Raw genomic sequence first — 25,863 nt, forward strand, 5'->3', positions numbered from 1 at the left:
GACGGTGAGATCAGCGTTCGACAAAAGCTCACGCCGAGGTCCGAACCGCTTGTCGAACCGCGGAAAACTATCAGATGAAAACCGTTGGGTTATTATGGCCAACTTAATTCCCTGGGAAAAATTTGAAGAAGAATAAGTATCTAAGCACAATTAATTACACATCTAAGCCACTACTCCGTCAGACTGCTTGTGATCAGTAAACAGTGAACTGAAAACTCAAATCCGATCCCTAATAGCTGTCTTGTAAGTCTCGGAGTCTCGGAGTCTCGGAGTCTCGACTAGGAAATTAATTTTGCACGACTACTTAACAGGATTTGGTATGACGGACAATTTAGTAAAGTGATAAAAATCGGGGTTGAAACATTTTCAACCCCGAAAAAAGCAATTTTTGAGGGGATTAACCCACTGGTTGTAACTGTAATTGCGAGAGAATATCGTTTTGCTCAGAGCGCTGATGACGAGAGACTGTCACCACAGCTTCAGCAGTTACATCTAATATTGCATGGTCTCCAGAATTGACTTCTCCCGATAACATCGCGACCGCTAAACTATCCTCTAAGCGTCGAGTTAAAGCACGACGTAAAGGCCGCGCACCGTAGCTAGGATCATAACCCTCATTGATGACCAAATCCTTAAAAGCGGCGGTAACTTCCACAGAAATGCCTTTTTCTGTCAATTGTTTGGCTAGAGCTGCGATGAGAATATCGGCAATCTGGGTAACTTCTTCGCGAGTTAACTGTCGGAAAACAATGATTTCATCGAGACGGTTGAGAAATTCGGGACGGAAATATTGTTTTAACTCGTCTGTCACCCGATTAGAAATCTGTTGGTAACGCGATTGAGCAAAATCGTCAGCCATCTCGAATCCTAAGCTATTACCGCCTTTTTCGATGACTTTTGAGCCAATATTCGAGGTCATGATAATTAGGGTATTCTTAAAGTCCACCCGACGACCTTGGGAATCGGTCAAATGACCATCTTCTAACAGTTGCAGGAGAAGATTAAAAACATCGGGATGTGCTTTCTCGATTTCGTCAAACAAGACTACTTTATAGGGTTGACGACGCACTGCTTCCGTTAACTGACCGCCTTCATTGTAACCGATGTATCCGGGAGGCGCACCAATTAATTTAGAAACCGTGTGGGATTCCATAAATTCCGACATATCTAGACGAATCATACTGGATTCCGAGCCAAAGAGCAACTTAGCTAAGGCTTTCGTTAATTCAGTTTTACCCACTCCCGTGGGACCGGCAAAAATAAACGAGGCAATCGGACGGTTAGGATTCTTTAAATTTACTCGCGCTCGACGAATAGCACGAGAAACGGCATTTACCGCCTCCTGTTGACCAATAATCCGCTCGTGCAGTTGATATTCCAGATTTAAGAGCGATTCCAACTCAGTTTCAGTTAATTGGCTAACGGGAATACCTGTCCAAGCGGCGACAATTTGGGCGATTTCCTCCGCATCCACCACCGGAATTAAAGATTCGGGGTTAATTAGGGGTGATTCTTCGTTAACCTCCGCAGGACTTTTACTTTGTAGGGAATAGCGTAGATGGGTGCGGGATCCCGCTTCATCGAGAAGATCGATCGCTTTGTCCGGTAAAAAGCGATCATTGATATAGCGCGAGGATAGATTAACGGCAGCTTCGATCGCTTTTTGAGCGTATTTTACCTGATGGAAATTCTCGTAGGTGGCTTTTAAACCCTGTAAAATCTCGATCGCTTGCTCTTTAGTCGGTTCTCCCACCATAACTGGCTGAAAACGTCTTTCTAGAGCCGCATCTCGCTCAATATGCCGTTTATACTCATCGAGAGTCGTTGCCCCTAAACACTGTAACTCGCCGCGAGCTAAAGCAGGTTTAAGCAAGTTAGAAGCATCCATGGCTCCTCCCATGCTACCAGCACCGACAAGAGTGTGAATTTCATCGATAAACAGGATAATATTGCCCGATTTGCCAACTTCCTCCACAATACCCTTTAAACGTTCCTCAAAATCGCCGCGAAAACGGGTTCCCGCCAGTAAAGACCCCATATCGAGGGCAATTACCTGTTTATCCCGCAAAAGTTCGGGAATATCGCCATTATAGATGCGTTGTGCTAACCCTTCAGCGATCGCTGTTTTACCTACCCCCGGCTCACCGAGTAAAATCGGGTTATTCTTGCTGCGACGACCTAAAATTTGGATAACTCGCTGGATTTCTGGCTCTCTACCGATTACAGGGTCAATTTTGCCATTTTTGACCTCTTGGCTTAAATTGCGACTATATTGGGCTAAAATACCGCCTTTAGGAGCATTTTTCTGGTCTTCATAGTCACTCCTTGCCGTAAAGCGACCACTAACGACTTTTTCCCCGGCATTTTTCAGTAAAAGGCTGCGAAGTTTGATCAAATCAACACCCTGCATAATTAAAATTTTAGCGGCTAGGGATTCGGGATCGCTGGTGATAGCGAGTAATAAATGTTCAGGTGCGATCGCCTGTTCCCCTAATTGTCGAGCTTCCTGAAATGCTTGCTCGAATATCTTTTTCGCTTTCGGGGTAAAAGGGATATTAACGGGACTGTAACCGCTGCCGCGGCCGGTCATTCCTTCAATCACGCGGCGACTTTCGTACAGGGTAACTTTTAAATCCTTGAGAATTAAGGCTGCGGTGGCGGTGGCTTCTCCTATCAATCCTAACAGTAAATGCTCCGTACCGACGACACTGTTACCAGTACGACGGGCTTCTTCTTGGGCGAACATCACCGCTTTGATAGCTTTCTGGTTAAAGTATTCAAACATGATCGACGGCTTCCTGGCTACTGGGCTTTACCTGTTACTGTAACTTTTTCTTTACATTAGCCGGAAGGGGGATATCCGTATCAGCAGGGTGGGTTAGTCAGTGGTGAACTTGGGCGCTCCTTATAGCGCGTTTTTAGGATGAAAGATCACTGAAATACGCTAATAGTTCCACTGATTCAGGGAAATGAACTGATTGATCAGAGGGACGTTAGCAGTTTCGATATTGGCGATCGCCTTGACAATTGCCTTGAAGCCCATATTTTTTAGGGGGTTAGCGTTACGGTAAACCGCTAATATCCCCGAATGGCTTGGATTACCCTGGTGCAGCTCTTCAAAGTCATCGCAGTTATGAGTTAGCAGAATCCGATTTTCCTGTATGACATAGTCAAGTACGACATCATCTGTGCAGCCAGCCAAACCAATTTCATTGATCGTCAGTACGTCATGACCAGCAGCCGTAAGTAACTTAACCAGAAGTTGGGCTTGCGAGTCCTCATCAAGCAATAATCTTAGGCTCAACACTAATCCCCTTTGCTTCCAGACGGTGGCGTTCTTCTTCTGCTTCTTGCTTGAGTAGCTGCTGATTCGTCTCGCAGTAGTCAATTGCTTCGTAGATAGCAGCCAGGGGTAACTCCCAATTAAGGGCTGCTTCTTGAGGAGTCATGTCGTTGACAATCATATCTGACCAGACATCAAAAGCTTTCAGCCTCCGGCCCTGAAAACAAAGCTGTTGTCGCCAGGAATGAGGACGTTTCTCTAAATACTGCCATTGGGTTTTTGCTGCGTTACTGGTCATGCCGCTGCCTTGATAAGGTCTCCTATCCCCAGTCTATCATCTGGTTGGTGCGAGGTCATCGTGCTTCGAGTTGAGGGGCAGTCAAGGGAGAAGGCAAAGGCAAATCTGACATACCGCACCAAAATCCCTCACGGAAGCGGATAGTTCGCCTGAGAAGCAGTAAAACAGAAGAAAACACCTGAAACTCCTTCCCCTATGAATCCCTAAGCTAGGGAAAGAAATATAAAGATTTATTAAAATGTAGCTTTTGATACAGTTGGGGGGGGAAATATGTATTGTTTTGCTATCTGCCTTCTGTCTTGGGTTGGGTTGTTGCTTGACCTGGGTGCGAGGGGGGCGATTGCGCTATCCAAAGGTTAAAAAGATATGAACTCTAAAAACTTACTCAAAATTTTCAAGGTCAGTAGTCTTACTCTAGGTAGCTTTGCAGTAATTTCTATACTGCCTATATCTATAGGTAATTTAAAAGCTAATGCTCTTACTCCAGGTCAATTCGTCAATGAAATTAAATCAATTGCAGAGCGATCTAAGAACGGAGTATTAAAAGACAGGGAAGAGATTGCACTTTTTGAAGCAGCACGCACAGAGTATCTAGATGAGCAAAAGCCAAAAAAAGTTGGTCAGGTTTTTAAAAAAGGCAGCCCTTTGGCTACCTTTATTCCTGGAAAAGATTTGACAGAAGTACTTACGTTTTCCTTCATTGACTCAGAAACAGATCTTCCAACTACAAGTCCTATAAGTATTGGAAGTGTGTCTTACGAAGTTAATCTTGATCCAACAACAGATATATGGAATCTTATTGGTTCTTCTACAGATAGTTCTTCAAATTTTGAAGTCATATTCAACCTCCCTTTAGACTTTGTTGAACCAATCATTCGTGGAATTCCATTTATATCAAATGGAATTCCTATTGTAATACCAGCAAACGATGGTCCAGGAAATGTAGCTATTGGATACGCTTTCAATGTAGCAACTACTCCTGAACCAACCTCAACCATCGGCCTCCTCGCTCTCGGCACACTAGGCGCAGCCTCAACCCTCAAACGCAAACTAAAACCTTCCCAATCCACAGAAAAAGAAACCACAAAAGTAGGCTAAATTGCCCACTAAAAATATAACAAATGCCCCTTGATTCAGTCAGTTGAGGGGGTTTATTTTTTGCCCTCTTACTAAACTATAAAAATTTCTGATTTTGCAGCTTATCATATCTGCCCTAATTAGGAATCAACTTGACTAAGAGAGGAACGTCTTTTAAAAGGCATTAGTTTTTTGATTAATTCAGGTGTAATTAAGCCTTGGGGATAAAAAATTGTTCCCAAAACAATTAAAGTTCCAAAAATAATCAAACGACCATCGCGCAAGAAATTCCCCAACCAAATTGGTAAACCATTCACGCCGCCGAGGGCGCGTAAAACTTCGGGCAAAGCAGTTAAAACAATGCCTCCCACCACCGGCCCGACAAAAGTTCTTGACCCACCAATTAAAACGAAAGCCAAGAAAATAATACTGGCATCAAAAGTTCCCTGACGGGAATTCCAAGTATTGAGAAAATGGGCGCTTAACGCTCCCACAACTGCTGCTAAAACTGCTCCGAAAGTGAAGGATAAAACTTTGTGATAGGTGGGATTAATTCCCATGGCAGCAGCGGCCAATTCATCGGCACGAATGGCATTAAATGCCCGACCAATTTTGATGTTTTCTAACCGGTAGAGAAACAGCATAGTTAGGAATAAGAGGGGCAAAGCCAGCCAAAGGTAGGCTAATTGAGTAGTGAAGGGTTGGGGAATGGCGAAAATACCGACCGCACCGCCGGTTATCTCGAGATTAAGGGCAATAATTCTCAAAATTTCTACCCAAGCGATCGTGGCAATAGCTAAATAGATACCTCGCAAACGGAGAACAGGAATACCTAAAACTATGGCTAATATTCCCGCAATAATGCCAGCAATTAACATTTCTAAAAAGACGAAATTAAGGGGATAATTGCTGCTGGTATTAGTAAAAACTTTCGTGGAAAGAATGGCGGCTACATAACCCCCTAAAGCGTAAAAACCGGGGGTTGCTAAGGATAATTGACCAGCCATTAAGGGCAGATAAACTGAAATGCCTAAAATGGCTCCAAATACCATTGAAACAATTAAAAAACCATAGGTGTTAAAAAAGTCAGCCATATTTTCAGTAAGCGGTTATTGGAGGTTTAAGTTAGGGGAGTCAATTAGCTAATTTTATCACCGTTCTCTCCCACCTCATTCTCTGGTAATTCTCGAAATTATCATAATTTTTTACTTGGCACTTTTCCTATATGGTAGCGTTAGCCACCTGAAAATTAACCCAGAAGCGATCCATCAGGTGCAGGCGATCGGCGAGTAACCAGTAATCACCCTCCATCTCTACGGTGATACTTTTGCTTTGCAACGGTTTCAATTCGATGATAGATAAATGAGAGGATCATGAGATAAATATGAAAGTTTTTTGGGGAAAAATTAGTTAAGATAAGAGGAAATTAAAGGATAAACAAATATAGATGTTTACTTCACTCGAACTTTTAACCACTTCCTTTGTGGCCGTGGGATTAGCCGCCGATGCCGTGGCCGTTTCTCTGACCAGTGGCCTGATGATTCGTCATATTCATGTTAATAAGGCTTTGAAAATTGCTGTGTTTTTTGGCGGATTTCAAGCGATTATGCCGATGCTCGGTTGGGGTATCGGCCTCACTTTTCGCGAGGAACTCGCCTCTTTTGACCACTGGATCGCTTTTATTATTTTAGGGGCGATCGGCAGTAAAATGATCTACGAAGCTGTTCAAAATGACGACGAGGAAAAAGGGTTTAATCCTCTAGATTTCTATACTTTAATCGGATTAGCGATCGCTACTAGCATCGATGCTTTAGTAGTTGGTTTGGGTTTATCGATGATTAAAACTCCCTTACTTTTAGCTTGCACTGTCATCGGTTCTATTACCTTTGCTTTATGTTTTATAGCTGTTTTTATCGGGCATAAATTCGGTAATCTATTTAGTCAAAAGGTGGAAATTCTCGGTGGTTTAGTTTTAATATTAATCGGCAGTAAAATCCTCATTGAACATTTAATTGCCTAGATTATCTCCATTTTTCACTATCCTCCCTATTTTCCCCGGCTGTTTCAACAGGGGAGTGGCTAATTCGGGATAACCGGCCTCAATTAAAGCCTGATCTCTGATACGACAGGAATCGCATAAACCGCAGGGTTCAACTTCGCCTTGATAACAAGACCAAGTATCAGCAATGGGAACACCTAAACTAACAGCACGACGGACGATATCTACCTTACTATTCATCACCAAAGGGGCAATTAATTGGGGTGCTTTCCCTTCTAAACCCGCTTTCGATGATAAATTAGCTAAAGTTTGAAAGGCATCTAAATACTCGGGACGACAATCAGGATAACCAGAATAATCCACCGCATTAATTCCTAAATATATCGCCTCCGCTGCCCTTGCTTCCGCTAAAGAAAGAGCGATCGAAATAAAAACTGTATTTCTCCCCGGCACATAGGTAATCGGGATAATATTCGGGTTAATTCCCTCTTGGGGAATAGCTATAGATTGATCCGTTAAAGCGGAACCTCCCCACAAAGATAGATTGACTTCGATCAGATGATGTTCTTTAATATTGAGGAAATTGGCAATTTTTTTCGCCGCCGCTAATTCCCGCTCGTGTCTTTGTCCATAACGAAAGGAAAGGGCAATTAATTGATAACCAGCAGCTAGAGCGATCGCTGCTGTTGTCGCTGAATCTAATCCCCCGGAAAGTAAAATAATCGCCTTTTTTGTCATTATCCTAATGTCACCTGTGTTTGTTGATAATTAGCTACTAAGATAAATTGTTTTAGCCACCGCGAACCTAACAAAATCTCCTGAATTGCCTCCCCTGCAAAAACGGGAATTTCGTATTCCTGACCATCAATTCTTACTCTGCCCAAATATATATCAAAAAATGCTTCTCCTTGGGCGGTGCGTAACTTATCTTGGTTTAAAAATGGCCATTGAAGACTGCGAGCATCTTGGTCATTCATAACACAAAACTCCGTGAAACCAGTATCTAGCATAGCTTCTACAGGTAACACCAGACCATTAGGGCTGACTAAATCGATATCAAAATAAATTTGACCATTTTCTCCAAATCTCCCTTCAATCATATTCTGCCACTAACTCCAGTTTCATTAATGCCAAAGATATGATGGATTTTGTCGGGATATTTTGCCCTTGCTTTTTTACTAGCCACTTCTTTGTCGGGATCGATAAAATAATCGCCGCTATCAGGTTCGATCGCAATGTACCAACCATAATAATGTTTCATTAACCGGGGCTGTAAACTCTGAAAAATCGGCCAACAACGATGATAAAATTCTAATTGTCGGGCGCGATGTTTGGCCTTTTCTTCCTCTGTAGCTTGAATCTCTGGAAAAACTCGACCACGACGCACTACTCGTTCAGAATTGTTGTTAGACATAGTATTTAACCTCTTGTTAGTAAATTATGAATTATGAATTGGGGAGTGGGGAGTGGGGAGATGGGGAAGTGGGGAGATGGGGAAGTGGGGAGATGGGGAGATGGGGAAGTGGGGAGATGGGAATTATGAATTATGAATTATGAATTATGAAGTGGGGAAGTGGGGAAGTTGTCTCATCACCCTATCACCCCAAAACCCTATCACCCCAAAACCCTATCACCACAAAACCCTATCTCCCTATCACCTCCTGACTCCTGATAACTGACTCCTGACTCCCGACTCCTGACTCCTGATCACTGATAACTGACTAGCGGACTCCTAAAAACTTATGGGTTTGGAGACTGAGGCGCCATTGGGGATGGTGGAGAACATAATTAAAGACTAACTCTTTGCTTTCTACCCTATTCCATTCGGGTTGCAGATATTTAATCACCCCTTGCGATAACTTACTTTCCTGCATAGCTGCCCATTCTAAATCCCCTGGATTAGCCACGACAATTTTTAACTCATTCACCCGTGCATAAATACTAGGATCGGGCATTTTATAAGTTTTAGGAGAAAAAGTCACCCAATCGAAAACCCCAGTAAAAGGATGAGCGCCAGAAGTTTCTAAATGTACCCGTAAACCCTGATTCTTTAATTCCTTGGTCAAAGGATCAAGATTGTGCATTAAAGGTTCCCCCCCGGTAATCACCACCATAGCGGGGTTAGCCCCTTTTGCCATCTCAACCAATTCCCGCACCGATTGTTGGGGATAACGGTGGGCATTCCAAGACTCTTTTTGGTCGCACCAAGGGCAATAGACATCGCAACCTCCCAAACGGAGGAAAAAAGCATTGCTTCCCGTCCAAAAGCCCTCGCCCTGCACAGAATGGAAAGTTTCGACAACAGGATAGGTACAATGGTTTATGCTAACCGTTTTCATAGAATCAGTATTATATAAAATATGGACATTCCCCTGAACTTTGCCAAATACATCCAATGGTCTGGTATTGCCACGCTGGTTTTTTTGGTACTCACGATTATCGCTTTTCTCGTCGGTTGGGGAATCCGCTTTCGTCTCGTCGGTGTCACTAGCTTTATGGCCGTGTTGACGGTCGGAATTTTCGGTCTTGGGTTAGGACTGTTTACCCGCACAGAAATTCCGGGAGCGGTGAGATTCTCCCTTGTCTATGATAACGGAGCTAATCAAGCTGTTATCTCCCTGCCCAATACTGTTACTCCCGAGCAGGTGGAAGCAACCCTAAAACAAGCCGCTAGTGACTTGTTTTCCTCTGGTCGCGCTGGTGCTGGCGGTAATAATCAATTTATCATTAGCGCTCGCACTCTTGTTCACCCTCAGCCCGGTTTATCTGCTCCTTTGTACTTAGGACAGATTAAAAAATCCTTCTCCGCTCTGGGGGATAATACTCCTGAACTACAGCTTTTTCCCGAAAGTTTCGCTAAACTTAGCCAATAATCCTGAGAGGTTGTCAAAAAATGTCCAATGCTGTCGCTGTTTTGCCCCTGTTAATCGCCCCCGCACAAGTGATTCGGGGTGACAATGCCCTCGAAGAATCCACCGGCAAATTAGCGGATTTGGGGAAACGTCCCCTCGTGGTGGGCGGCGATCGCAACTTAGCTTTTTTGTCATCTCCCCTGAAAAATCTCACTCCTAGCTATCACAGTTATGCCCCCGATTGTTCGGAGAATTCCCTAGCATATTTAAAGGCATCTGTCAAGAGTCATGAGGCAGATTTTGTCATTGGTGTGGGTGGCGGCAAAGCCCTCGATACGGCCAAATTACTCGCCCATCAGTGCCATTTGCCGATCGCCACGATTCCCACCTCCGCGGCCACTTGTGCCGCTTGGACAGCCCTATCTAATGTCTATTCTGACGCGGGGGCGTTTCTCTACGATCTGTCCCTAGCCCGTTGCCCAGATTTATTAATTCTCGATTACGGTATTATCCAAACTGCCCCGAAAAGAACCTTAATCGCCGGTATTGGCGATGCGATCGCTAAATGGTACGAAGCTTCCGTCAGTAGCGGTCATTGCACAGAAACCCTGATCATTGCCGCTGTCCAACAGGCCCGGGTTTTGCGGGATATTCTTTTCCAAAAATCCCCGGCAGCCCTGGAAAATATCGGCGGGGAGGACTGGAAACAGGTGGTGGATGCTACCGTTTTATTAGCCGGAGTAATTGGTGGTTTAGGGGGTGCTAATTGTCGTACCGTGGCCGCCCATGCAATTCATAATGGTTTAACCCATATTCCCGCTTGCCATCATGTCCTGCACGGGGAAAAAGTCGCCTACGGCATTCTCGCTCAATTGCGTCTAGAGGAAATAGTTTTGGGCAATCAATTGGCACTATCGGCCCGGGGGCAACTAATCCAGTTTTATGAACAAATTGGTTTACCGAAATCCCTAGAGGATTTAGGATTAAGAGATGTTTCCCTTGCCCAATTGCGCCACGCAGCCGCAATTGCCTGTCAGCCTAATTCTGACATTCATCGCCTACCTTTTACGGTTTCCCCTGAACAAGTTATGGCGGCCATGGTTTCTACTACCACTGCCGATCCGATCGTGCAGAAAGTTAAAGCTAATTAAGGGCAATATTTTCGGGACTTATGGCTTTATCTGCTGCGGGTGAGTAGTGATTTTATTGTAGTGGTGATAGCTCAAACTTTTGCTTTGTTGGTCAAGAAAGTCAAACAAGTGATTAAAGTGTTAGAAGCGGATGGCTGGTATCTTGCTAGAACACGAGGAAGTCATAGGCAGTATAAACATCCCTCAAAATCTGGTACGGTAACGGTATCGGGGAAATCCAGCGTTGATGTTCCTATTGGGACTCTTAAAAATATATGGCGACAAGCTCAAATTGAGGAGGACAAAATATAATGCGATATGCAGTTGTTATTGAAAAAGGAGAAAATAGCTACGGTGCTTATGTTCCCGATCTTCCCGGTTGTGTTGCGGTTGCAGAAACATTAGAAGAAGTTAAACAATTAATTGCTGAGGCAATAATTTTTCATTTGGAAGGCTTAAAAGAAGATGGATTAACTGTTCCTGAATCACTGTCGATCTGTGAGTATGTAGATGTAGCTTAGGGGGTTCCAAGGTGGAAATAAGATTAGACTCATAGCAGCAATTCATTACAATCGACAAAAAATTTATATTCGAGAAGTTTTAACTCATGCTGAATACGACAAAAACAAATGGAAGGAGTAAAAAAAATGCCGACGATCGATATAGAGAAAACCCAGCAAGCCTGGACAAACTTAAAGCAAATACTCTTTATTCCTCCCAGCGAATCAGAATATGAACAATTAGTAATTATGTTAGATAATTTGATAGATGAAATAGGAGAAAATGAAAATCATCCTCTTGCTTCTTTAATGGAAATTTTGGGAATATTAATAGAAAATTATGAACAGGAAAATGTTCCCGAATTATAAATTAAAACAGGCAGCCCAAAATCAAATCCATGAATGGTAGGGGTGGTGCGTTCCCCAATATTGGTTAACCTTGAAATTGTCATGTTTTTAGGGAAGACACCCTAGGAAGCGATGCTGCAATCCAAACAAATAAAACAAAGCGAACATCACACCAGTATAACCCGCCGTATCAGCATATAGTGTATTTGTGTAAGTCCTGTCTGAGAAAGTCCTGCCAGAATGAGATAAAATCTGAGGTCAAACCCTTTTAATATTCCGCTTAACCACATTGCATAAAACGCATGAATACAAAACGTGCAGGGGTTGAATTACCGAGTCAACTGCTCTCTAATCGTCTGATTCTGGGTATTATTGCCTCCTACGCCCTTGCGTTCATTGTCTTCAGTTTTCTCATGTCATCACCGGGTGAGATTCTGGGCGTTGCTGATTTGAGATATGAATCTTCTTGTGTGGGATTTTTAAAACCTAGACCCAAACTAACTTTTGGATGGGTGCAAGGTTGTCATTCATACCTTGATTCAGCAACGCCAACTTTTTAACCCAACCACAATTCTATGTCAAAAAAATCATTTTTACCCGGTTGTTTAGTCGTCTTAGGACTAACAGCAGTAACCGCAGGAGGAGTCTATCTTTATCTACGAGGACAACTACCTTGGCAAAGATTCACCCCCTTAGAATCGGCAAAAGTTATCCCAGAAACTGCCTTTGCTAGTAGTTTTGTCTCCACGGATGCAAAAGCTTGGTCAGTGTTAGCTAAATATGGTACACCAGAATCGCAAACTGCGGTTAGTCAAGGACTAGAAGAATTACAAAAAAATATCTTCACCGATAAGATTAATTATCAACAGGATATCGAACCTTGGATTGGTAGTATCAGCTTTGCTTTTCTTCCCGCAGCTACCCCCGGACAATCGGGAATCTTAACTGTTATCGGGATCAAAGATAAAATTAAAGCGTCAGAATTCCAGAAAAAACTAGGACAACAAGTTAATCGCCAAACTAGCACCAGTGACTACAAAGGTATTAAAATTACTGCTATAGATTGGCAGGATAACACCACCATTTATACTGCCGTTACTGGCGATTTTTTGTTGATATCCTACGATAAAAAGGTGTTAGAATCGGCCATCGATACCTACCAAGGAAAACCCTCTTTTAGCAGTAAACCAGAAGTGAGAAAACTGCTTTCCCAATCCCTCAACCTACCCAATACCCTAGCGACAATTTATATCGATGATTATGCCGGAATCTTGGGAGCAGATGCTAATTTATCTCCCCAAAGTCGGCAAGAATTAGCAAAAATTCAAGATATTGTCGCAGGAGTGGGTGTCACCGATACGGGATTACAGTTACAAATGGTGGCTAAACTTGCTCCTGAAACTATTTCTACCCTACCTTCCCCCAGCAGTAATCAAGTTTTAAATTATTTCCCCGGAGATACCATCGCACTCTGGAGTGGGAATAATCTTAAACAGGGATGGGAAGAAGTAGAAAAACAGTCCCAAACCAACCCAGAATTACAAGTTTTTCTGCGTCAGATCCGTGAGAATTTTCAGATGGCAACCCTTGACGCGGATAAAGAAGTTTTTAACTGGATGGATCGAGAATTTGCCTTTGGAATTATCCCCAACCAGCAAGCTCTGGGAGGGTTAGGTTTTGGGGGAATGATGATCTGGCAAACCGGCGATCAGAAAGCGGCAAAAACTACCCTCGATAAGTTAAATCAATTGGTGAAAACTGTTCCTGTTATCACCATAAAAAACAGTCAAATTTCTGGTCAAGATGTGACTGAATGGAAAGCGGAAGAACAAGCGATTTTAACCTATGCTTGGCCTAATAATGATACCTTAAAAATGACCGTCGGAATTCCCTATCAACCGCAACCTAATCAACCGATTAGCCAAAGTGAGAATTTCCAAGCATCGATCGCAAATTTGCCTAAAAATAATCTCGGTTATTTCTTCATCGATGTGGAGCAAATTATCGCTAAAGCGGGGGGAATTAATAATCTTCCGGCTACGGAATTAACCCCAGAAGCAAAGGCGTTTTTAGAATCGGTACGCGGGATCGGAATTACGGCCACTATGCCTGATAAAACCACCAGTAAAATTGATGTTTTATTTTCCCTGAAACAAACTCCCTAAAAAGTAACCGACTAGATAAAGCGATCCACAGAGAATTATCTGACTATTGGCAGATTCTTGGATGGCTTTTTTTAGTCCTAAATATAAATCGGAACAAGTCTCTAGGTGAGATAATTCTGGACAAATTGAATCCGCTAATTCCGCTAAGGTTTCAGGATTGGCACTGCTATGATCGGGAACAGAAACTAAATATAAACTATCGCCTTTTCTTAATAAAGCTTGGAATATTTCCCGATGATCTTTAGTTGATAAAATTCCCATCACCCAGATAATTTTTGGAGCCTTTAAACTATCTACATACTGCCTTAAACCAATAGCAGCAGCAGGATTATGAGCGCCATCTATTAAGATTTCTCGCTGACACCAATTAACGGTTTGTAACCGTCCTAACCAGCGAGTTTTTGCCATTCCTTCCTGCACGACTTCATCGCTAATTTGCCAACCTTGCCGGCGTAAAATATTAACAACAGCGATCGCTATAGCGGAATTAGTTAATTGAAAATCTCCCCCTAAGGATAAAGGATATTCTAACCCTTGATATTTAGCCCGATTATCGGCAATTTTTTCGGCAGCTTCTACCCATACCGTCGGACAATTTAACAGCTTGATTCTCTCCCTAACTACCCCCTGCGCTGATTCCGGTAATTGTCCGATAACTGCGGCACAATTCGCTTTTAATATCCCCGCTTTTTCGCCGGCAATATCGGCAACCGTGGGACCTAAATTTTGCCAATGTTCCCGACTAATAGAAGTGATGACAGTAACCAAAGGTTGAGCGCAAATATTAGTCGCATCTAATCTTCCTCCTAAACCCACTTCCATCACGGCAATATCCACCTTTTCCTGGGCAAAATACAGCCAAGCAGCGGCAGTAATTACCTCAAATTGAGTAGGACTTTCCTGCTGGGGATCGATAAGCGATTGTAGATCTTTAAGCAGGGTTTCTAAAGTCGCGGTTTCAATATTTTCGCCATTAATAGAGATTCTTTCTGTCCAATCAATTAAATGGGGAGAAATATAACGTCCGACTTTGTAACCGGCAGTGCTGAGAATAGAGGATAGATAGGCACAAACGGAACCTTTGCCATTAGTTCCCGTGACATGAATAATCGGAATTTTATCTTGGGGATTGCCTAAAATCTCCAGCAGATTTTTTATTCTTTCTAAACCGAGATTGACACCAAAACGCTGAAAAGGTTGCAGTAAAGAATCGATAGTCATGATACCTCTTGCAAAAATCAAAAATCTTTCGTTAGGTGAGGAGTCAGTAGTCAGTAGTCAGTAGTCAGTAGTCAGGAGTCAGTAGTCAGGAGTCAGGAGAATTAAGAATGAACATTAATCAATTAAATGCTCTATTTAGAGATTTTATGCAATTTTATGCCTATTTTTCTCATTTTTGAACTATCAAAAATTAATTCTGCAAGAATTCTATGATCAGCAAACTAGAAATAATACTAAATCCAGTTATTAAAAACTGATTATTTATTCTCCGTTTTGCATGAGTGCATGAGTAGAAAACGGGTTTCTCCGAGAAACCCGTTTTCTGTGCGTTACTCAGGAGCATCGATCCTACCCGCACGGATGACTCTTTCTGTGGGTGGCAATGTCTAAAGTTTGACTAAAATGCTCGGTTCTTTTTGGATCGGTAAAACATCAAGAGAGTCAATATTAGCGCAGTATTTTAAATCTTCTTGACAGTGGAGACGCAAGAGGCGCTGACCGTGACTACAACTGTGGAACATTCCTAAAAGATCATTTTGCCATTGACGATAAAGAGCGATTGCGGCGATAACTTCATCATTGCCGATCGCCATTTGCCCCGATTGTTCTTGTAGCGCATCTGCGATCGCTCCAGCACAGGCCGTATCTTCCAGAGAATAACCCCCTTCCCAACCAGAGCCAACAATCCAGACGGTATCGGGCTGCTTATCCAATAAGTAATTAACCGCAGCTTGCCGATTGATCATAGCCGCAGTGATGACGATTGGGGATTCTTCCACCCTTTGCAGAGCGCGAGTGCCGTTAGTGGTGCTGATAAACAGACGACGACCTTTCATTAAATCAGGGGTACAATCGAGGGGAGAATTGCCCAGATCGCAGCCTTCCACTTTCGCGCCGCCTCTTTCTCCTGCCCGGAGACGTTTTTCCGGTTGCCAGCTATCACTCACCTGCATCAGGGTTTTCAGATCGCTAAAGGTTTGCACTGCTTCCGCACCGGCATTGAGGGCAGTGGCGATCGTGGTTGTTGCTCTTAAAACATCGATAACGACGGCGCAATCGGGTAGAGTATGGACGGGGGTAAGTTCGGGAGTATGATAAATGAAAACCTGCACGAGTTATACCAAGTAAAAAGTAAAAGGGGAAATAAGCTCAACATACCGTCGCTCGGCGTCGCGCTGGCAGAAGAAAGACAAGGCCGATTTTATCACGATGGATGTCAGCTAGTTAAGCTGTTCGTAATTCAAATTGCTTGTTGAGATCAGGCAAGGGGGGGCTAATCTCAGAATAAGCGGTTTAAATACGTCTTAGCTTATCACTTGAAATGCCCATGCGGATCACAAAATTGGCCAATTGTCAATAGGGTTTGAGATGTTCTCACCCCGGGTCGATCATCATGACTAAGTAGCTGGTTATAATTAAATTAAAAATCGATTTTAGGTTCGATCCCCCCTTAATCCCCCCTTAATAAGGGGGTGTCGATCCCCCCTTAATCCCCCCTTGATAAGGGGGGTGCCGATAGGCGGGGGTATCCCCCTTAATAAGGGGGGCATCTGATAATTTTTAACGCCTACTTACTTAAATGTTATAATTAACAATTATTATGTCTGCTAACTTCAAGATTCATGTCTGCTAAAGATCGTTTTCATGGTGCAGTGAGAAAAGGATTAGAAAAAGAGGGTTGGATCATTACGGATGACCCTTTAAGGATTGAAGTGGGTGATGTAGAAATGTATGTCGATTTAGGAGCAGAGCAACTGATAGCCGCAGAAAAAGACAATGAAAAGATAGCCGTTGAAATTAAAAGTTTTATCGGTAAATCCAGTATTTCAGAATTTCATACTGCTATTGGACAATTCTTTAATTATCGTGTTGCTTTAGAAGAAAAAGAACCTAAAAGACAGTTATATTTAGCTGTTCCTTTAGATATTTATTATAGTTTTTTTGAATTGCGATTTATTCAAACTGTCGTTAAACGATTTCAAATTTACCTGATTATTTATGATCCGATTGGGGAGGTAATTGTCGCATGGAAAAATTAGAACAATATCGTCACTATGTCAAGCAAGTCATCACTGAATATTCTCAGCTAGGTTCATCTAAAGAGCCGATTGAACAACAATTGATTTTTGATACAGTTGGCGATCACTATCAATTGATGTATGTTGGCTGGAAAAATAGACGAAGATATCATGGTTGTGTTTTGCATCTCGATATTAAAAAAGGTAAAATCTGGATACAACATGATGGCACTGAGGTAGGAATTGCCAATGAATTAGTTAATTTAGGCATTCCTAAAGAAGATATTGTTTTAGCCTTTCATGAACCCCTAGTCAGAGAATATACAGGGTTTGCGGTGGGTTAATCTTAATCTGAGAAAGTTGACAACATTATTGTCATAAAATAGGCTCAACAGGAGAAAAATTTAGAAATATTATCGAAAACAATTGACAAAAATCGCGGCAATGTCTGTCCGACGGCAATTGTTGAAACCACGGAAGTTAGCACTAACAATTAGTCAAAGCGCAAAATTATCCTAACCTAATCATAGCTTGACCGACAAACAAAATCAGCAAGAGATTTCCATTTTTTTACCTTGCTGATCTCTGTATTTCTTTGTTAATAAAACTTAACAATTATCGGCAAAATTTCGCTTGCTTTTGTCGGGAGATTTTGAGATAATATTTTTAAAAGATTTTATTCATAATGGGAATTTGTGCGTTTTTAAAAATTTTGCACGGATTCCCATTATAAGAAAAGCATAGCGCAAGCCGCCGGCAAAGTCAAGTCTTTTCCCATTAATTAGGGTCTGCTGAAAAAGTTTTCCCTGGGGGCAGGGTGTGGGGTGTGGGGTGTGGGGTGTAGGGTTTTACCGATTTTCAGGTGGTCAACTACCTAATTTTCAGGGAAAAAGTACCTGAATTTTCCCCCCGATCACCCCTAGCCAAGGCACTTTTTCATGGGAAAAAAGTCTAAAAGTATTATCCAACAAGGTTTTTAGATTTATTCAGCAGACCCTAATTAGGGAAGGTTTTTGAGCCACCAGCTTGAAAATCTTGCAGCTGCTTGGCCAAACAGGCCGCCAAACCCCTTACCTCGTCTATATTTCACATTTATTCAGCCAACCCTACCTAAATCTCTGCTGAAGGTGGAGATCAAAGGCTGTTTTAAACTAATGCTTTACTGCGATCGTTAGAAGTATCCCCAAAAATTGCCCCTCGTCGAATCAAATCCTGTTTTTGTTCAGGGGTGATCCCCGTTGCATCGATAAAGATAGCGTTTTCAACTTCCGCCCCACTCAGGTCAGCCTTACTCAGTCTAGCCTTACTCAGGTCAGCCCCACTCAGGTTAGCCCCACTCAGGTTAGCCCCCCACAGAATAGCCCCTCTCAGGTTAGCACCAATCAGGAAAGCACCAATCAGGAAAGCCCCACTCAGGAAAGCCCAACTCAGGTTAGCCTTACTCAGGTTAGCCCTTCTCAGGTTAGCCCCGCTCAGTTTAGCCTTACTCAGTTTAGCCCAACTCAGGTTAGCCTTACTCAGGTTAGCCTTACTCAGGTTAGCCCCGCTCAGTTTAGCCCCACTCAGTTCAGCATCAATCAGGTCAGCCCTTCTCAAGAAAGCCCAACTCAGGTCAGCCTCAATCAGGTCAGCCCAACTCAGGAAAGCCCAACTCAGGTTAGCCCTTCTCAGGTTAGCCCCACTCAGGTCAGCCCCACTTAGAATAGCCCCACTCAGAATAGCCCCACTCAAATCAACTTTATATAGAGTTTTCTGATCGATTGTTACCTCTCGAATTGCCTTAATTAATTCGGCTTTTTCAATAACTTTTGCATCTGTAGTGAACTCTGCTTTTTTGACGATAATTTCGGGTATATCGTCTGATTTAAGTTCATTGAGAAGGGCTTGCAATTCCCCCGATTGATGTAAATCTGCTAGGCGCTGTAGTCCATCTTCTGAACCTTCTAAAAATAGCCGAATACTGCCTTTAAGTTTCATAATAGGCTTGATCGTGTTGTCTCTGGCAGTTTCTTGAAGAAAGCTGATAATTTTATCAATTTTCTCTGGTGTCAGGTCGTCTATCCCTACCTCCATAACTAATTCAAGAACTTTATTTGATTGCTGAGGTTGCGGTTTATTGTTATGATCAAATATCTGAGAATTATCTCTATACCTTGTCAAAGCAGTAATCAGATTAGTCTTTCCAATCTTTTCACCTGTTTGCTCTGACAATATTTTAAATAAACTAGAAGCCGCATTCTTGATTGACTGTTCTTCTGTCCTAATTTCAATTTCTTTTGCTAGATCACGATATGTTTTATTCTCAAAAATACCTTTTAATATTTTTGTCTCCACGTCCGTTAATCGCTTTTTTGTATGCTTTTTTTTCAGATAATTAACCAGCATTTCTAATTCAGTCCATGAAATGGTTTTAGTTTCAGTCATTTTTAGTTCATTTATCATCATTGTTTAAGGGTAACAGGACTTAAGATTACTTTTCAGTACCCTGTCAGGTTACTTGATAGTACCTAAAACAAGTACCGTTTTCAGGACTTTTGAGTAACGACAAATAATCAATTTTTTTTTAATCTAAAGATAGTTCACCTCCTAAATAAAAGGATTGATGATTATGTATAAATATTGGTTGAAGTACAGAGAAGACCTTGTTAGTCTTGCCAAAATTACCAGCACGATAATTGCGATCGCATCATTTTTAGGCTTCTCTTTGCCAGAGAAATTTCCACCTACCCCCTGCCAACCGACGGCAATTGTTGAAACCACAGAAGTTAGCACTAACAATTAGTCAAAGCGCAAAATTCGCCTAACCTAATCATAGGTTAACCGACAATCAAGCAGACAAACAAGATCGGAAGAGATTTCCATTTTTTTACCTTGCTGATCTCTGCATTTCTTGATTAACAAAACTTAACAATTAGGGGCGAAATTTTGCTTGCTTTTGTCGGCAGATTTTGAGATAATATTTTTAAAAGATTTTATTCATAATGGGAATCCGTGCGTTTTTAAAAATTTTGCATAGATTCCCATTATAAGAAAAGCATAGCGCAAGCCGCCGGCAAAGTCAAGTCCTTTCCCATTACTTATGGGTGCGAATTTCCAGGAATCAAAAAAGGGGGTTAGTGGTGAGTCAGACCAAATTAGGTTACACTTCATCTTTAAATGGGAAACGCTGTCATTCTTTGTAGAGAATATGACTAGACAAACCGCTAATCTCGGACAAACAGGAATTTCCGTCAGTGCCTTGGGAATCGGGACTTGGGCATGGGGAGATAAACTATTCTGGAACTATGGCAAGGAATACGGAGCTAATCAGGTAGAAGCGGCCTTTAAAGCGGCAGTAGAGGCAGGAATCACCTTTTTTGACACTGCCGAAGTCTATGGACTGGGGGAATCGGAACGACTCTTAGGAAAATTTACTCAAGAGACTGATATTCCCATCGATATTGCCAGTAAGTTTGCCCCCGTACCGTGGCGATTTGGGGCGAATGCGGTTCATAATGCCATTACCGAGAGCTTAAACCGTCTAAAAACCGATAAAATTACCCTTTACCAAGTACATTGGCCCTTCACCTTCCTGATTAGCCAAGAAACCCTAATGAATGCCCTAGGGGAAGAAGTAAAACGAGGCCGTATTGCTGCAGTGGGTGTAAGTAATTATTCCGCCGAGCAAATGCGACAAGCAAGCCAGATTTTGGCGAAAAAAGAGGTTTCCTTGGCGGTCAATCAGGTGCAGTATTCGCTTTTGTATCGCAAAATAGAAACTAAGGCAATTTTAGCCACAGCCAAGGAATTAGGTGTCACCATCCTTGCCTACAGCCCCCTCGCTCAAGGACTACTGACGGGTAAATATAGCCCAGAAAGCCAGAATTTGCCCGATGGAGCCAGAAAAGTTGACTCGCGGTTCAAAAAAGAAGGTTTGGAGAAAATAGCCCCAATTTTAAGGGTAATGCAAGAATTGGGCGCAAAATACCAAAAAACCCCCGCACAAGTCGCCCTCAATTGGTTAATCGCTCAAGGGGATGTAATTCCCATTCCGGGGGCCAAAACTGCGGCCCAGGCGATCGAAAATGCCGGGGCGCTAGGATGGAGTTTAGAAGCGGGAGAGGTGAGGCAATTAGAACAGATGAGCCGGCCTTGGCTGTAAAAATCAAAAGTTGTGATTTTCGATCACCATTCTGGAAAAAGTCTCTAACTTTTTGGTGATCAAGATTAAAACAGGCTACAATCTTTAGATACTGCTGTACTACTTAAGAAAACTGGGGACAAAATTAATGGCGACAACGACAAGTAATCCCGATCGAGATAAGGCCTTAGGTTTAGTCTTAAATCAAATCGAGCGCAACTTTGGCAAAGGTTCGATTATGCGTTTAGGAGATGCCACCAGGATGCGGGTGGAAACCGTGCCTAGTGGTGCTTTAACCCTAGATATGGCTTTGGGTGGCGGCCTACCGAAAGGCCGCATCGTCGAAATTTACGGGCCAGAAAGTTCTGGCAAAACCACTTTAGCCCTCCATGCGATCGCAGAAGTGCAGAAAGCTGGGGGAGTGGCGGCCTTTGTCGATGCGGAACACGCTTTAGATCCCACCTATTCGGAAGATTTAGGGGTAGATATCAATAATTTACTGGTGGCACAACCGGATACGGGGGAAGCAGCCTTAGAAATAGTTGACCAGTTAGTGCGTTCTTCGGCCGTGGATATCGTTGTCATCGACTCGGTGGCCGCTTTAGTGCCGCGGGCGGAAATTGAAGGGGAAATGGGGGATAATCAGGTGGGTTTGCAGGCCCGTTTGATGAGTAAAGCCCTGCGAAAAATTGCCGGTAATATTGGTAAATCGGGTTGTGTGGTGATTTTCCTCAACCAACTGCGGCAAAAAATCGGTGTCACCTACGGCAATCCTGAAGTGACCACTGGGGGGACGGCCTTAAAATTTTATGCCTCGGTACGTTTAGATATCCGTCGCATTCAAACTTTGAAAAAAGGCACGGAAGGGGAATACGGAATTCGGGCTAAAGTTAAGGTGGCTAAAAATAAAGTCGCGCCTCCTTTCCGGATTGCTGAATTTGATATTATCTTCGGTAAAGGCATTTCCCAGGTGGGTTGTATGCTCGATATCGCCGAACAAACGAACGTAGTTACTCGCAAAGGGGCATGGTATAGCTATAATGGCGAAAATATTGCCCAGGGTCGCGATAATGCCGTTAAATATCTTGAAGAAAAGCCAGAAGTAGCGGCAGAAATTGAGAAGTTATTGCGGGATAAATTAGACATGGGTTCGGTTCCTTTCCCCACGGAACCGGCCGATGAGGACGATGAGGACGATCAGGAACCAGAAATCTAAAAGAAGAAGAAGACGGTTTTAAGTCTTGGTTATCCCCCGGTTTCGGGGGATTTTTTTGTTTCAGAATCGATAGATTTAGCGGCTTCTAACCATGATTGTAAACCTTTTTTAGTCGGTGTTCCTCTAGGGGTAAAAGTCCATAGATCTCGTTTATGTTGGGGTCCATAGCTGATATGAATCGGGCGATTAATTCCGTAAAAATAGAGAGAATCAAAGGGTAATTTTGCGGTTAAAATCCAATCTATCAGGCGATCGCTCGTTAAATTGATAATCCGAAAATCACAGGCTGCCCCCAATCGCTGACAATAATATTGACCTTTTTGATTAATTTCGTGGGCGCAATGTTGATCGCGACGGGGATCAATTCTACCGTTTTTTAAGCCAGTGATTGGGTCTTTTTTTTGGAGAAATTTTCTCAGATCATTGGAACAAAATCCGTAGGTTAATTGAAATTTTTCTCGACCAAAATTATCAATAATTGGATCGATAATAAAGTGAGCGAGATTTTGCCAAGCGGTTATCGTTGCAGTATTTTTGGGGTAGGGATCGATTTGTGCTGCGTACTTTTGATAAGTTTGGGAACAGGTACAGAATTCTTCCAGGGTTAAATATTTACCAATTAACATAATCAGTTATCAGGTTTTTAGCTATATCCTATCAGCCAATTTAGCTATTTTGCCAAAGCGGCTTTTTGGCGACCATAATAAACAGCGATAAAAGCGCTGACATACATCCATAAACTATAGACAATTGCGGGAATGGCTAGATCGGGATTATTTAACAAACCGGCAGTGATAGCAATAGCTAAAGTGCCGCTTTGAATACCCACTTCAATTGCGATACAAATTCTTTGGGTAATATTTAAATTAAAGAGGCGGCCACTGAAAAAACCGATCAGGGAGGCAATAGTATTTAAAATAATCACTGCCAGGCCAGTTTGAGCGATAAATAAAGGTAAACGTTGCCATTCTCTCAGGATTAATAAGCAGATAATAACTGCTAGAAAAATTACGGCCAAACGATTAGTTATCGGTTCCAGACTTTTGGCCAGTAAAGGGAAGTAATGGCGGATAGTCATACCGATAACCAGGGGTAAAAGTATAATCAAAAATATCTGTCCCATAGTGGAACCAATGGGTAGGGAGATGGCGGCACTTTCCCCCATAAAATGCTGGAGAGTAAAACTAGCTAAAAAAGGTATTGTGAAAATGGTGATGATGCTACTAAAAGCGGTTAAAGTAACAGAAAGGGCCACATCTCCCTTAGCTAAATAGGTTAAAACATTGGAGGAAGGACCGCCGGGGCAAATGGCGACAATCATTAAACCGACGGCAATTTCTGGCCGGAGAGGTAAGATAGAAGCAACGATAAAGCCGACGATCGGTAGGATAATAATTTGATTGACTAAACCGATCAGGACTGCTTTGGGATAACGGGTGATACGCCGAAAATCGGCGGCAATTAATCCCAATCCCATACCTAACATTAAAACGCCTAGGGCAACGGGTAAGAGGATATTAGTAAAAAAGTTGGCTTGCATCGGATCAAAGCGGAGAAGATGCGCTTATTTTCCCATAAATTGACTAATTTATTCTTGTGCATGGTTCCCGATTTTGCCGACTAAAAAACCCCCAGTGTGCAACCGAGGTTAAATTGTAGGAGAAATCCAATCAAGAGGATTCCAGTCCAGTTTCCCTCTCTAGCTCCAGAGTGAGAGGACTTCCATCAAAAATAACGAGGGCAAATTTTCCTTCTAAATCCCGTAATCCTTGACTTCCCTTCCGTTGATAAATTGCCAAGGCGATCAAGGTGGTGGATTTTCGGTGAACGATAGGTGAGTTTCTGCAGAGTTTTCCCTTCTCGATCGAGGGGCAGTTTTCTGTCAACTAAGTTGTGTGTAAACATAGCAACCCTCCACATCCCTACAGTTCTATTGTACCTGTATCCTGGGTTCGAGTGCTGGGGACTGTAATAATGTGTATTGTTCGTCAGAGAAGACTCAACCGTTGTTTGTTTTAAAGGTAGTCGCAAGTGTGAGCGGATTAATTTTCCTTAGCTTGTTGACCGATCCCCTCACCACGATTACCTAAAATGTCGGATGAATGCCCCCGCTACATTTTTCGACAAGATACTCACCTTTGCGGGGGATGAAATCCGACCAGAATATCAACGTCTCGACTCTTCCGCGGAGCTTCGGAGGACACTTCGCTCGACGTTGACCCCATAGAACAATTTAATTCCACCATCTGTGGGTAAACTGTGTTATACCTAACTTAGCCAAGGGTCGAGGATTGTTAGATGCTAGTCGTAGAAGCAAAGCTAAAAAACGGAACACCAGAGCAATATCAGAAACTTGATGAAGCTATCAGAACTTCTCAGTTTGTGCGTAACTCTTGTGTTCGTCATTGGAGAGAAAATAAAGGAACAACCCGCAATGACCTCCAAAAGCTTTGCGCGGTACTAGCTAACAATAAAGAGACACCATGGGTTAATAAATTAAACTCTCAAGCACGTCAATCGGCTGCTGATAGAGCCTGGCAATCAATTACTGGGTTTTACCAGAATTGTCGTGCCAAAATACCAGGGAAAAAAAGTTTTCCTCGGTTCAAAAAACATAGCCGTTCCGTTGAGTATAAACTAACGGGCTATAAACTATCTGATGAGCGACGTAAAATCAGATTTACTGACGGTTTTCAAGCAGGAGAATTTGATTTATGGTGTAGTCAAAAAACCTTAGTTTATTATTCAGAGCAACAGATTAAACGGGTAAGAGTTGTTAGACGTGCTGACGGTTATTATTGTCAGTTTCTGATTGACGTAGAACGGCAAGAATACCATAAACCAACGGGACAAATAACAGGAATTGACTTAGGGTTAAAAGAGTTTTATACCGATGCTCAAGGCAATACCGTAGAGAATCCACGTTATTTAAGCAAGTCAGAAAAACGACTAAAAAAAGCACAACGACGATTATCCAAAAAGTTTCGTCAAGGACAGTCTAAAAACTATCACAAGCAACGGATAAAAGTAGCTAAACTTCACCTTAAAGTGTCAAGACAACGTCAAGACAAAGCAATTAAAGACGCTTTGGCGTTAGTCCAGTCTAATGATCTGGTAGTCTATGAAGCTTTAAAGGTAAGAAACTTAGTCAAAAACCGTAAGCTGGCCAAGTCGATTTCCGATGCTTCTTGGTATCAATTCACCGAATGGTTGAATTATTTTGCTAAGATTTATCGGATTGTTTGTGCTGCTGTTCCTCCCCATTTTACTAGCCAAGATTGTTCAGTTTGTGGGACGAGAGTTCAAAAAACATTAAGCACTAGAACTCATCAATGCCCCAATTGTCAAACAGTCTTAGATAGGGATCATAATGCAGCAATAAATATTCTTAAAAAAGGGTTACAATATTTGGGAAATCATCTCAATGCCTCGACTTCGCTCGGCATTGACACTGAGCTTGTCGAAGTGTCAACGATACTGTTGGGCAAACAGAAACCGACCCAAACGCCTTGGGAGAGTCCGACCTCTAGATTTTCAGTGGAGACATTGAGAATCTAAGCTGTCTCGTTGAACAAGGAATTTCCGATAGTGATAGGTCAAGAATCCCCCGTCACAGCGTAGCTTGACGGTGGGAGT

Annotated in this window: 29 protein-coding genes and 2 pseudogenes; 17 read left to right on the forward strand and 14 right to left on the reverse strand. The window is 42.6% G+C overall.

What is annotated here, in order from left to right:
- Window positions 1-397: 397 nt before the first annotated feature.
- The 3 genes from GQR42_RS19695 to GQR42_RS19705 form a co-directional block, all read right to left on the reverse strand.
- Window positions 398-2,785, reverse strand: a complete 2,388-nt coding sequence (locus GQR42_RS19695) for an ATP-dependent Clp protease ATP-binding subunit (RefSeq protein WP_158201271.1) — start codon at window positions 2,783-2,785, stop codon at window positions 398-400.
- A gap of 159 nt (window positions 2,786-2,944) precedes the next feature.
- Entirely contained in the window at window positions 2,945-3,307 is a 363-nt protein-coding gene (locus GQR42_RS19700) for a DUF5615 family PIN-like protein (RefSeq protein WP_158201272.1), read from the reverse strand.
- Complete coding sequence (locus GQR42_RS19705; RefSeq protein ID WP_158201273.1) at window positions 3,282-3,581, reverse strand: hypothetical protein; 300 nt, start codon at window positions 3,579-3,581, stop codon at window positions 3,282-3,284. Before GQR42_RS19705 ends, GQR42_RS19700 begins: the two co-directional genes overlap by 26 nt.
- 366 nt (window positions 3,582-3,947) lie before the next feature.
- On the opposite strand from GQR42_RS19705, the gene GQR42_RS29005 reads away from it, so the two are divergent.
- Window positions 3,948-4,679, forward strand: a complete 732-nt coding sequence (locus GQR42_RS29005) for a PEP-CTERM sorting domain-containing protein (RefSeq protein WP_233271087.1) — start codon at window positions 3,948-3,950, stop codon at window positions 4,677-4,679.
- A 119-nt stretch (window positions 4,680-4,798) separates the two neighbouring features.
- On the opposite strand, the gene GQR42_RS19715 is transcribed toward GQR42_RS29005, so the two are convergent.
- Window positions 4,799-5,752 (reverse strand): branched-chain amino acid ABC transporter permease, encoded by a 954-nt coding sequence (locus tag GQR42_RS19715; RefSeq protein ID WP_158201274.1) that lies wholly within the window; start codon window positions 5,750-5,752, stop codon window positions 4,799-4,801.
- Window positions 5,753-6,105: 353 nt separating this feature from the next.
- On the opposite strand from GQR42_RS19715, the gene GQR42_RS19720 reads away from it, so the two are divergent.
- The gene (locus GQR42_RS19720; RefSeq protein WP_158201275.1) at window positions 6,106-6,678 is read left to right on the forward strand and encodes a manganese efflux pump MntP; all 573 of its coding nucleotides are present in this window, start codon (window positions 6,106-6,108) and stop codon (window positions 6,676-6,678) included.
- On the opposite strand, the gene queC is transcribed toward GQR42_RS19720, so the two are convergent.
- Genes queC through GQR42_RS19735 form a run of 3 tightly spaced genes read right to left on the reverse strand, consistent with a single transcriptional unit; the run spans window position 6,667 to window position 8,071 of the window.
- Window positions 6,667-7,395 carry a 7-cyano-7-deazaguanine synthase QueC gene (gene queC, locus GQR42_RS19725; RefSeq protein WP_158201276.1) on the reverse strand — a complete coding sequence of 243 codons (729 nt, stop codon included), beginning with the start codon at window positions 7,393-7,395 and terminating at the stop codon, window positions 6,667-6,669. The genes GQR42_RS19720 and queC overlap by 12 nt on opposite strands.
- Complete coding sequence (locus GQR42_RS19730) at window positions 7,395-7,757, reverse strand: aspartyl protease (protein ID WP_158201277.1); 363 nt, start codon at window positions 7,755-7,757, stop codon at window positions 7,395-7,397. Before GQR42_RS19730 ends, queC begins: the two co-directional genes overlap by 1 nt.
- Window positions 7,754-8,071, reverse strand: a complete 318-nt coding sequence (locus GQR42_RS19735; protein WP_158201278.1) for a hypothetical protein — start codon at window positions 8,069-8,071, stop codon at window positions 7,754-7,756. The genes GQR42_RS19730 and GQR42_RS19735 overlap by 4 nt, the downstream gene beginning before the upstream one ends.
- A 139-nt stretch (window positions 8,072-8,210) precedes the next feature.
- Between GQR42_RS19735 and GQR42_RS29620 the strand changes: the two genes are divergently transcribed.
- On the forward strand, window positions 8,211-8,336 hold the full coding sequence (locus GQR42_RS29620; protein WP_257792594.1) for a hypothetical protein: 126 nt from the start codon (window positions 8,211-8,213) through the stop codon (window positions 8,334-8,336).
- A 42-nt stretch (window positions 8,337-8,378) separates the two neighbouring features.
- On the opposite strand, the gene GQR42_RS19740 is transcribed toward GQR42_RS29620, so the two are convergent.
- A complete protein-coding gene (locus GQR42_RS19740) occupies window positions 8,379-8,996 on the reverse strand; it encodes a 7-carboxy-7-deazaguanine synthase QueE (RefSeq protein ID WP_158201279.1) in 618 nt (205 codons plus the stop codon).
- A 21-nt stretch (window positions 8,997-9,017) separates the two neighbouring features.
- Between GQR42_RS19740 and GQR42_RS19745 the strand changes: the two genes are divergently transcribed.
- The 8 genes and pseudogenes from GQR42_RS19745 (at window position 9,018) to GQR42_RS19780 (ending at window position 13,652) form a co-directional block, all read left to right on the forward strand.
- Window positions 9,018-9,530, forward strand: coding sequence for a Ycf51 family protein (locus GQR42_RS19745; RefSeq protein ID WP_158201280.1), 513 nt, complete (start codon window positions 9,018-9,020; stop codon window positions 9,528-9,530).
- Window positions 9,531-9,550: 20 nt separating this feature from the next.
- On the forward strand, window positions 9,551-10,660 hold the full coding sequence (locus GQR42_RS19750) for an iron-containing alcohol dehydrogenase family protein (protein ID WP_158201281.1): 1,110 nt from the start codon (window positions 9,551-9,553) through the stop codon (window positions 10,658-10,660).
- Window positions 10,661-10,720: 60 nt separating this feature from the next.
- Window positions 10,721-10,951: a type II toxin-antitoxin system HicA family toxin gene (locus GQR42_RS19755; RefSeq protein ID WP_233271088.1), complete on the forward strand. Its 231-nt coding sequence runs from the start codon at window positions 10,721-10,723 to the stop codon at window positions 10,949-10,951.
- Window positions 10,951-11,160 (forward strand): type II toxin-antitoxin system HicB family antitoxin, encoded by a 210-nt coding sequence (locus GQR42_RS19760; protein WP_002739801.1) that lies wholly within the window; start codon window positions 10,951-10,953, stop codon window positions 11,158-11,160. The genes GQR42_RS19755 and GQR42_RS19760 overlap by 1 nt, the downstream gene beginning before the upstream one ends.
- A gap of 13 nt (window positions 11,161-11,173) precedes the next feature.
- Window positions 11,174-11,281 (forward strand): annotated as a pseudogene (locus GQR42_RS19765) (type II toxin-antitoxin system HigB family toxin); the annotation flags it as partial.
- A 5-nt stretch (window positions 11,282-11,286) separates the two neighbouring features.
- Window positions 11,287-11,508 carry a hypothetical protein gene (locus GQR42_RS19770; protein WP_158201282.1) on the forward strand — a complete coding sequence of 74 codons (222 nt, stop codon included), beginning with the start codon at window positions 11,287-11,289 and terminating at the stop codon, window positions 11,506-11,508.
- A 281-nt stretch (window positions 11,509-11,789) separates the two neighbouring features.
- Window positions 11,790-12,047 (forward strand): hypothetical protein, encoded by a 258-nt coding sequence (locus GQR42_RS19775; RefSeq protein ID WP_158201283.1) that lies wholly within the window; start codon window positions 11,790-11,792, stop codon window positions 12,045-12,047.
- Between the two features lie 15 nt (window positions 12,048-12,062).
- The gene (locus GQR42_RS19780; RefSeq protein WP_158201284.1) at window positions 12,063-13,652 is read left to right on the forward strand and encodes a DUF3352 domain-containing protein; all 1,590 of its coding nucleotides are present in this window, start codon (window positions 12,063-12,065) and stop codon (window positions 13,650-13,652) included.
- On the opposite strand, the gene GQR42_RS19785 is transcribed toward GQR42_RS19780, so the two are convergent.
- Window positions 13,626-14,873, reverse strand: coding sequence for a bifunctional folylpolyglutamate synthase/dihydrofolate synthase (locus GQR42_RS19785; protein WP_158201285.1), 1,248 nt, complete (start codon window positions 14,871-14,873; stop codon window positions 13,626-13,628). The two genes, GQR42_RS19780 and GQR42_RS19785, sit on opposite strands and share 27 nt — an antisense overlap.
- Before the next feature lie 386 nt (window positions 14,874-15,259).
- Complete coding sequence (locus GQR42_RS19790; protein WP_158201286.1) at window positions 15,260-15,985, reverse strand: 2-phosphosulfolactate phosphatase family protein; 726 nt, start codon at window positions 15,983-15,985, stop codon at window positions 15,260-15,262.
- Between the two features lie 510 nt (window positions 15,986-16,495).
- On the opposite strand from GQR42_RS19790, the gene GQR42_RS19795 reads away from it, so the two are divergent.
- Together GQR42_RS19795 and GQR42_RS19800 are read left to right on the forward strand one after the other, a co-directional pair.
- The gene (locus tag GQR42_RS19795) at window positions 16,496-16,912 is read left to right on the forward strand and encodes a XisH family protein (RefSeq protein ID WP_002766354.1); all 417 of its coding nucleotides are present in this window, start codon (window positions 16,496-16,498) and stop codon (window positions 16,910-16,912) included.
- Window positions 16,900-17,235, forward strand: a complete 336-nt coding sequence (locus tag GQR42_RS19800) for a XisI protein (RefSeq protein WP_158201287.1) — start codon at window positions 16,900-16,902, stop codon at window positions 17,233-17,235. Before GQR42_RS19795 ends, GQR42_RS19800 begins: the two co-directional genes overlap by 13 nt.
- A gap of 802 nt (window positions 17,236-18,037) precedes the next feature.
- Here GQR42_RS19800 and GQR42_RS19805 read toward each other — a convergent pair.
- A complete protein-coding gene (locus tag GQR42_RS19805; RefSeq protein ID WP_158201288.1) occupies window positions 18,038-19,336 on the reverse strand; it encodes a pentapeptide repeat-containing protein in 1,299 nt (432 codons plus the stop codon).
- Between the two features lie 163 nt (window positions 19,337-19,499).
- Between GQR42_RS19805 and GQR42_RS27920 the strand changes: the two genes are divergently transcribed.
- From GQR42_RS27920 to recA, 3 genes are all read left to right on the forward strand, one after another.
- On the forward strand, window positions 19,500-19,673 hold the full coding sequence (locus GQR42_RS27920; protein ID WP_199273215.1) for a hypothetical protein: 174 nt from the start codon (window positions 19,500-19,502) through the stop codon (window positions 19,671-19,673).
- A 405-nt stretch (window positions 19,674-20,078) separates the two neighbouring features.
- A complete protein-coding gene (locus GQR42_RS19810; RefSeq protein WP_158201289.1) occupies window positions 20,079-21,032 on the forward strand; it encodes an aldo/keto reductase in 954 nt (317 codons plus the stop codon).
- Between the two features lie 127 nt (window positions 21,033-21,159).
- Window positions 21,160-22,227, forward strand: a complete 1,068-nt coding sequence (gene recA / locus GQR42_RS19815; protein WP_158201290.1) for a recombinase RecA — start codon at window positions 21,160-21,162, stop codon at window positions 22,225-22,227.
- A gap of 29 nt (window positions 22,228-22,256) precedes the next feature.
- Here recA and GQR42_RS19820 read toward each other — a convergent pair whose 3' ends face one another.
- The 3 genes from GQR42_RS19820 to GQR42_RS19830 all read right to left on the reverse strand — a co-directional run bounded on the left by GQR42_RS19820 (window position 22,257) and on the right by GQR42_RS19830 (window position 24,113).
- Complete coding sequence (locus GQR42_RS19820) at window positions 22,257-22,853, reverse strand: hypothetical protein (RefSeq protein WP_158201291.1); 597 nt, start codon at window positions 22,851-22,853, stop codon at window positions 22,257-22,259.
- A gap of 44 nt (window positions 22,854-22,897) precedes the next feature.
- Entirely contained in the window at window positions 22,898-23,767 is an 870-nt protein-coding gene (locus GQR42_RS19825; RefSeq protein ID WP_158201292.1) for a bile acid:sodium symporter family protein, read from the reverse strand.
- A 130-nt stretch (window positions 23,768-23,897) separates the two neighbouring features.
- On the reverse strand, window positions 23,898-24,113 hold the full coding sequence (locus GQR42_RS19830) for a hypothetical protein (RefSeq protein ID WP_233271089.1): 216 nt from the start codon (window positions 24,111-24,113) through the stop codon (window positions 23,898-23,900).
- Window positions 24,114-24,525: 412 nt separating this feature from the next.
- Between GQR42_RS19830 and GQR42_RS19835 the strand changes: the two are divergent.
- Window positions 24,526-25,853, forward strand: a pseudogene (locus GQR42_RS19835) (RNA-guided endonuclease InsQ/TnpB family protein).
- The last annotated feature ends 10 nt before the right edge of the window (window positions 25,854-25,863 follow it).

The sequence above is a fragment of the Microcystis aeruginosa FD4 genome (genome assembly GCF_009792235.1).
In the GTDB taxonomy this organism is placed as follows: Bacteria; Cyanobacteriota; Cyanobacteriia; order Cyanobacteriales; family Microcystaceae; genus Microcystis; species Microcystis viridis.

Coding starts and splice junctions, on each gene's coding strand:
- GQR42_RS19720 (WP_158201275.1), top strand. CDS start 6,106: ATGTTTACTTCACTCGAACTTTTAACCACTTCCTTTGTGGCCGTGGGA.
- GQR42_RS19745 (WP_158201280.1), top strand. CDS start 9,018: ATGGACATTCCCCTGAACTTTGCCAAATACATCCAATGGTCTGGTATT.
- GQR42_RS19715 (WP_158201274.1), bottom strand. CDS start 5,752: ATGGCTGACTTTTTTAACACCTATGGTTTTTTAATTGTTTCAATGGTA.
- GQR42_RS29620 (WP_257792594.1), top strand. CDS start 8,211: ATGAATTATGAAGTGGGGAAGTGGGGAAGTTGTCTCATCACCCTATCA.
- GQR42_RS19775 (WP_158201283.1), top strand. CDS start 11,790: ATGAATACAAAACGTGCAGGGGTTGAATTACCGAGTCAACTGCTCTCT.
- GQR42_RS19695 (WP_158201271.1), bottom strand. CDS start 2,785: ATGTTTGAATACTTTAACCAGAAAGCTATCAAAGCGGTGATGTTCGCC.
- GQR42_RS19785 (WP_158201285.1), bottom strand. CDS start 14,873: ATGACTATCGATTCTTTACTGCAACCTTTTCAGCGTTTTGGTGTCAAT.
- GQR42_RS19810 (WP_158201289.1), top strand. CDS start 20,079: ATGACTAGACAAACCGCTAATCTCGGACAAACAGGAATTTCCGTCAGT.
- GQR42_RS19780 (WP_158201284.1), top strand. CDS start 12,063: ATGTCAAAAAAATCATTTTTACCCGGTTGTTTAGTCGTCTTAGGACTA.
- GQR42_RS19820 (WP_158201291.1), bottom strand. CDS start 22,853: ATGTTAATTGGTAAATATTTAACCCTGGAAGAATTCTGTACCTGTTCC.
- queC (WP_158201276.1), bottom strand. CDS start 7,395: ATGACAAAAAAGGCGATTATTTTACTTTCCGGGGGATTAGATTCAGCG.
- GQR42_RS19760 (WP_002739801.1), top strand. CDS start 10,951: ATGCGATATGCAGTTGTTATTGAAAAAGGAGAAAATAGCTACGGTGCT.
- GQR42_RS19730 (WP_158201277.1), bottom strand. CDS start 7,757: ATGATTGAAGGGAGATTTGGAGAAAATGGTCAAATTTATTTTGATATC.
- GQR42_RS19795 (WP_002766354.1), top strand. CDS start 16,496: ATGTCTGCTAAAGATCGTTTTCATGGTGCAGTGAGAAAAGGATTAGAA.
- GQR42_RS19735 (WP_158201278.1), bottom strand. CDS start 8,071: ATGTCTAACAACAATTCTGAACGAGTAGTGCGTCGTGGTCGAGTTTTT.
- GQR42_RS19750 (WP_158201281.1), top strand. CDS start 9,551: ATGTCCAATGCTGTCGCTGTTTTGCCCCTGTTAATCGCCCCCGCACAA.
- GQR42_RS19800 (WP_158201287.1), top strand. CDS start 16,900: ATGGAAAAATTAGAACAATATCGTCACTATGTCAAGCAAGTCATCACT.
- recA (WP_158201290.1), top strand. CDS start 21,160: ATGGCGACAACGACAAGTAATCCCGATCGAGATAAGGCCTTAGGTTTA.
- GQR42_RS19825 (WP_158201292.1), bottom strand. CDS start 23,767: ATGCAAGCCAACTTTTTTACTAATATCCTCTTACCCGTTGCCCTAGGC.
- GQR42_RS19705 (WP_158201273.1), bottom strand. CDS start 3,581: ATGACCAGTAACGCAGCAAAAACCCAATGGCAGTATTTAGAGAAACGT.
- GQR42_RS19740 (WP_158201279.1), bottom strand. CDS start 8,996: ATGAAAACGGTTAGCATAAACCATTGTACCTATCCTGTTGTCGAAACT.
- GQR42_RS27920 (WP_199273215.1), top strand. CDS start 19,500: ATGTATAAATATTGGTTGAAGTACAGAGAAGACCTTGTTAGTCTTGCC.
- GQR42_RS19770 (WP_158201282.1), top strand. CDS start 11,287: ATGCCGACGATCGATATAGAGAAAACCCAGCAAGCCTGGACAAACTTA.
- GQR42_RS19805 (WP_158201288.1), bottom strand. CDS start 19,336: ATGATGATAAATGAACTAAAAATGACTGAAACTAAAACCATTTCATGG.
- GQR42_RS29005 (WP_233271087.1), top strand. CDS start 3,948: ATGAACTCTAAAAACTTACTCAAAATTTTCAAGGTCAGTAGTCTTACT.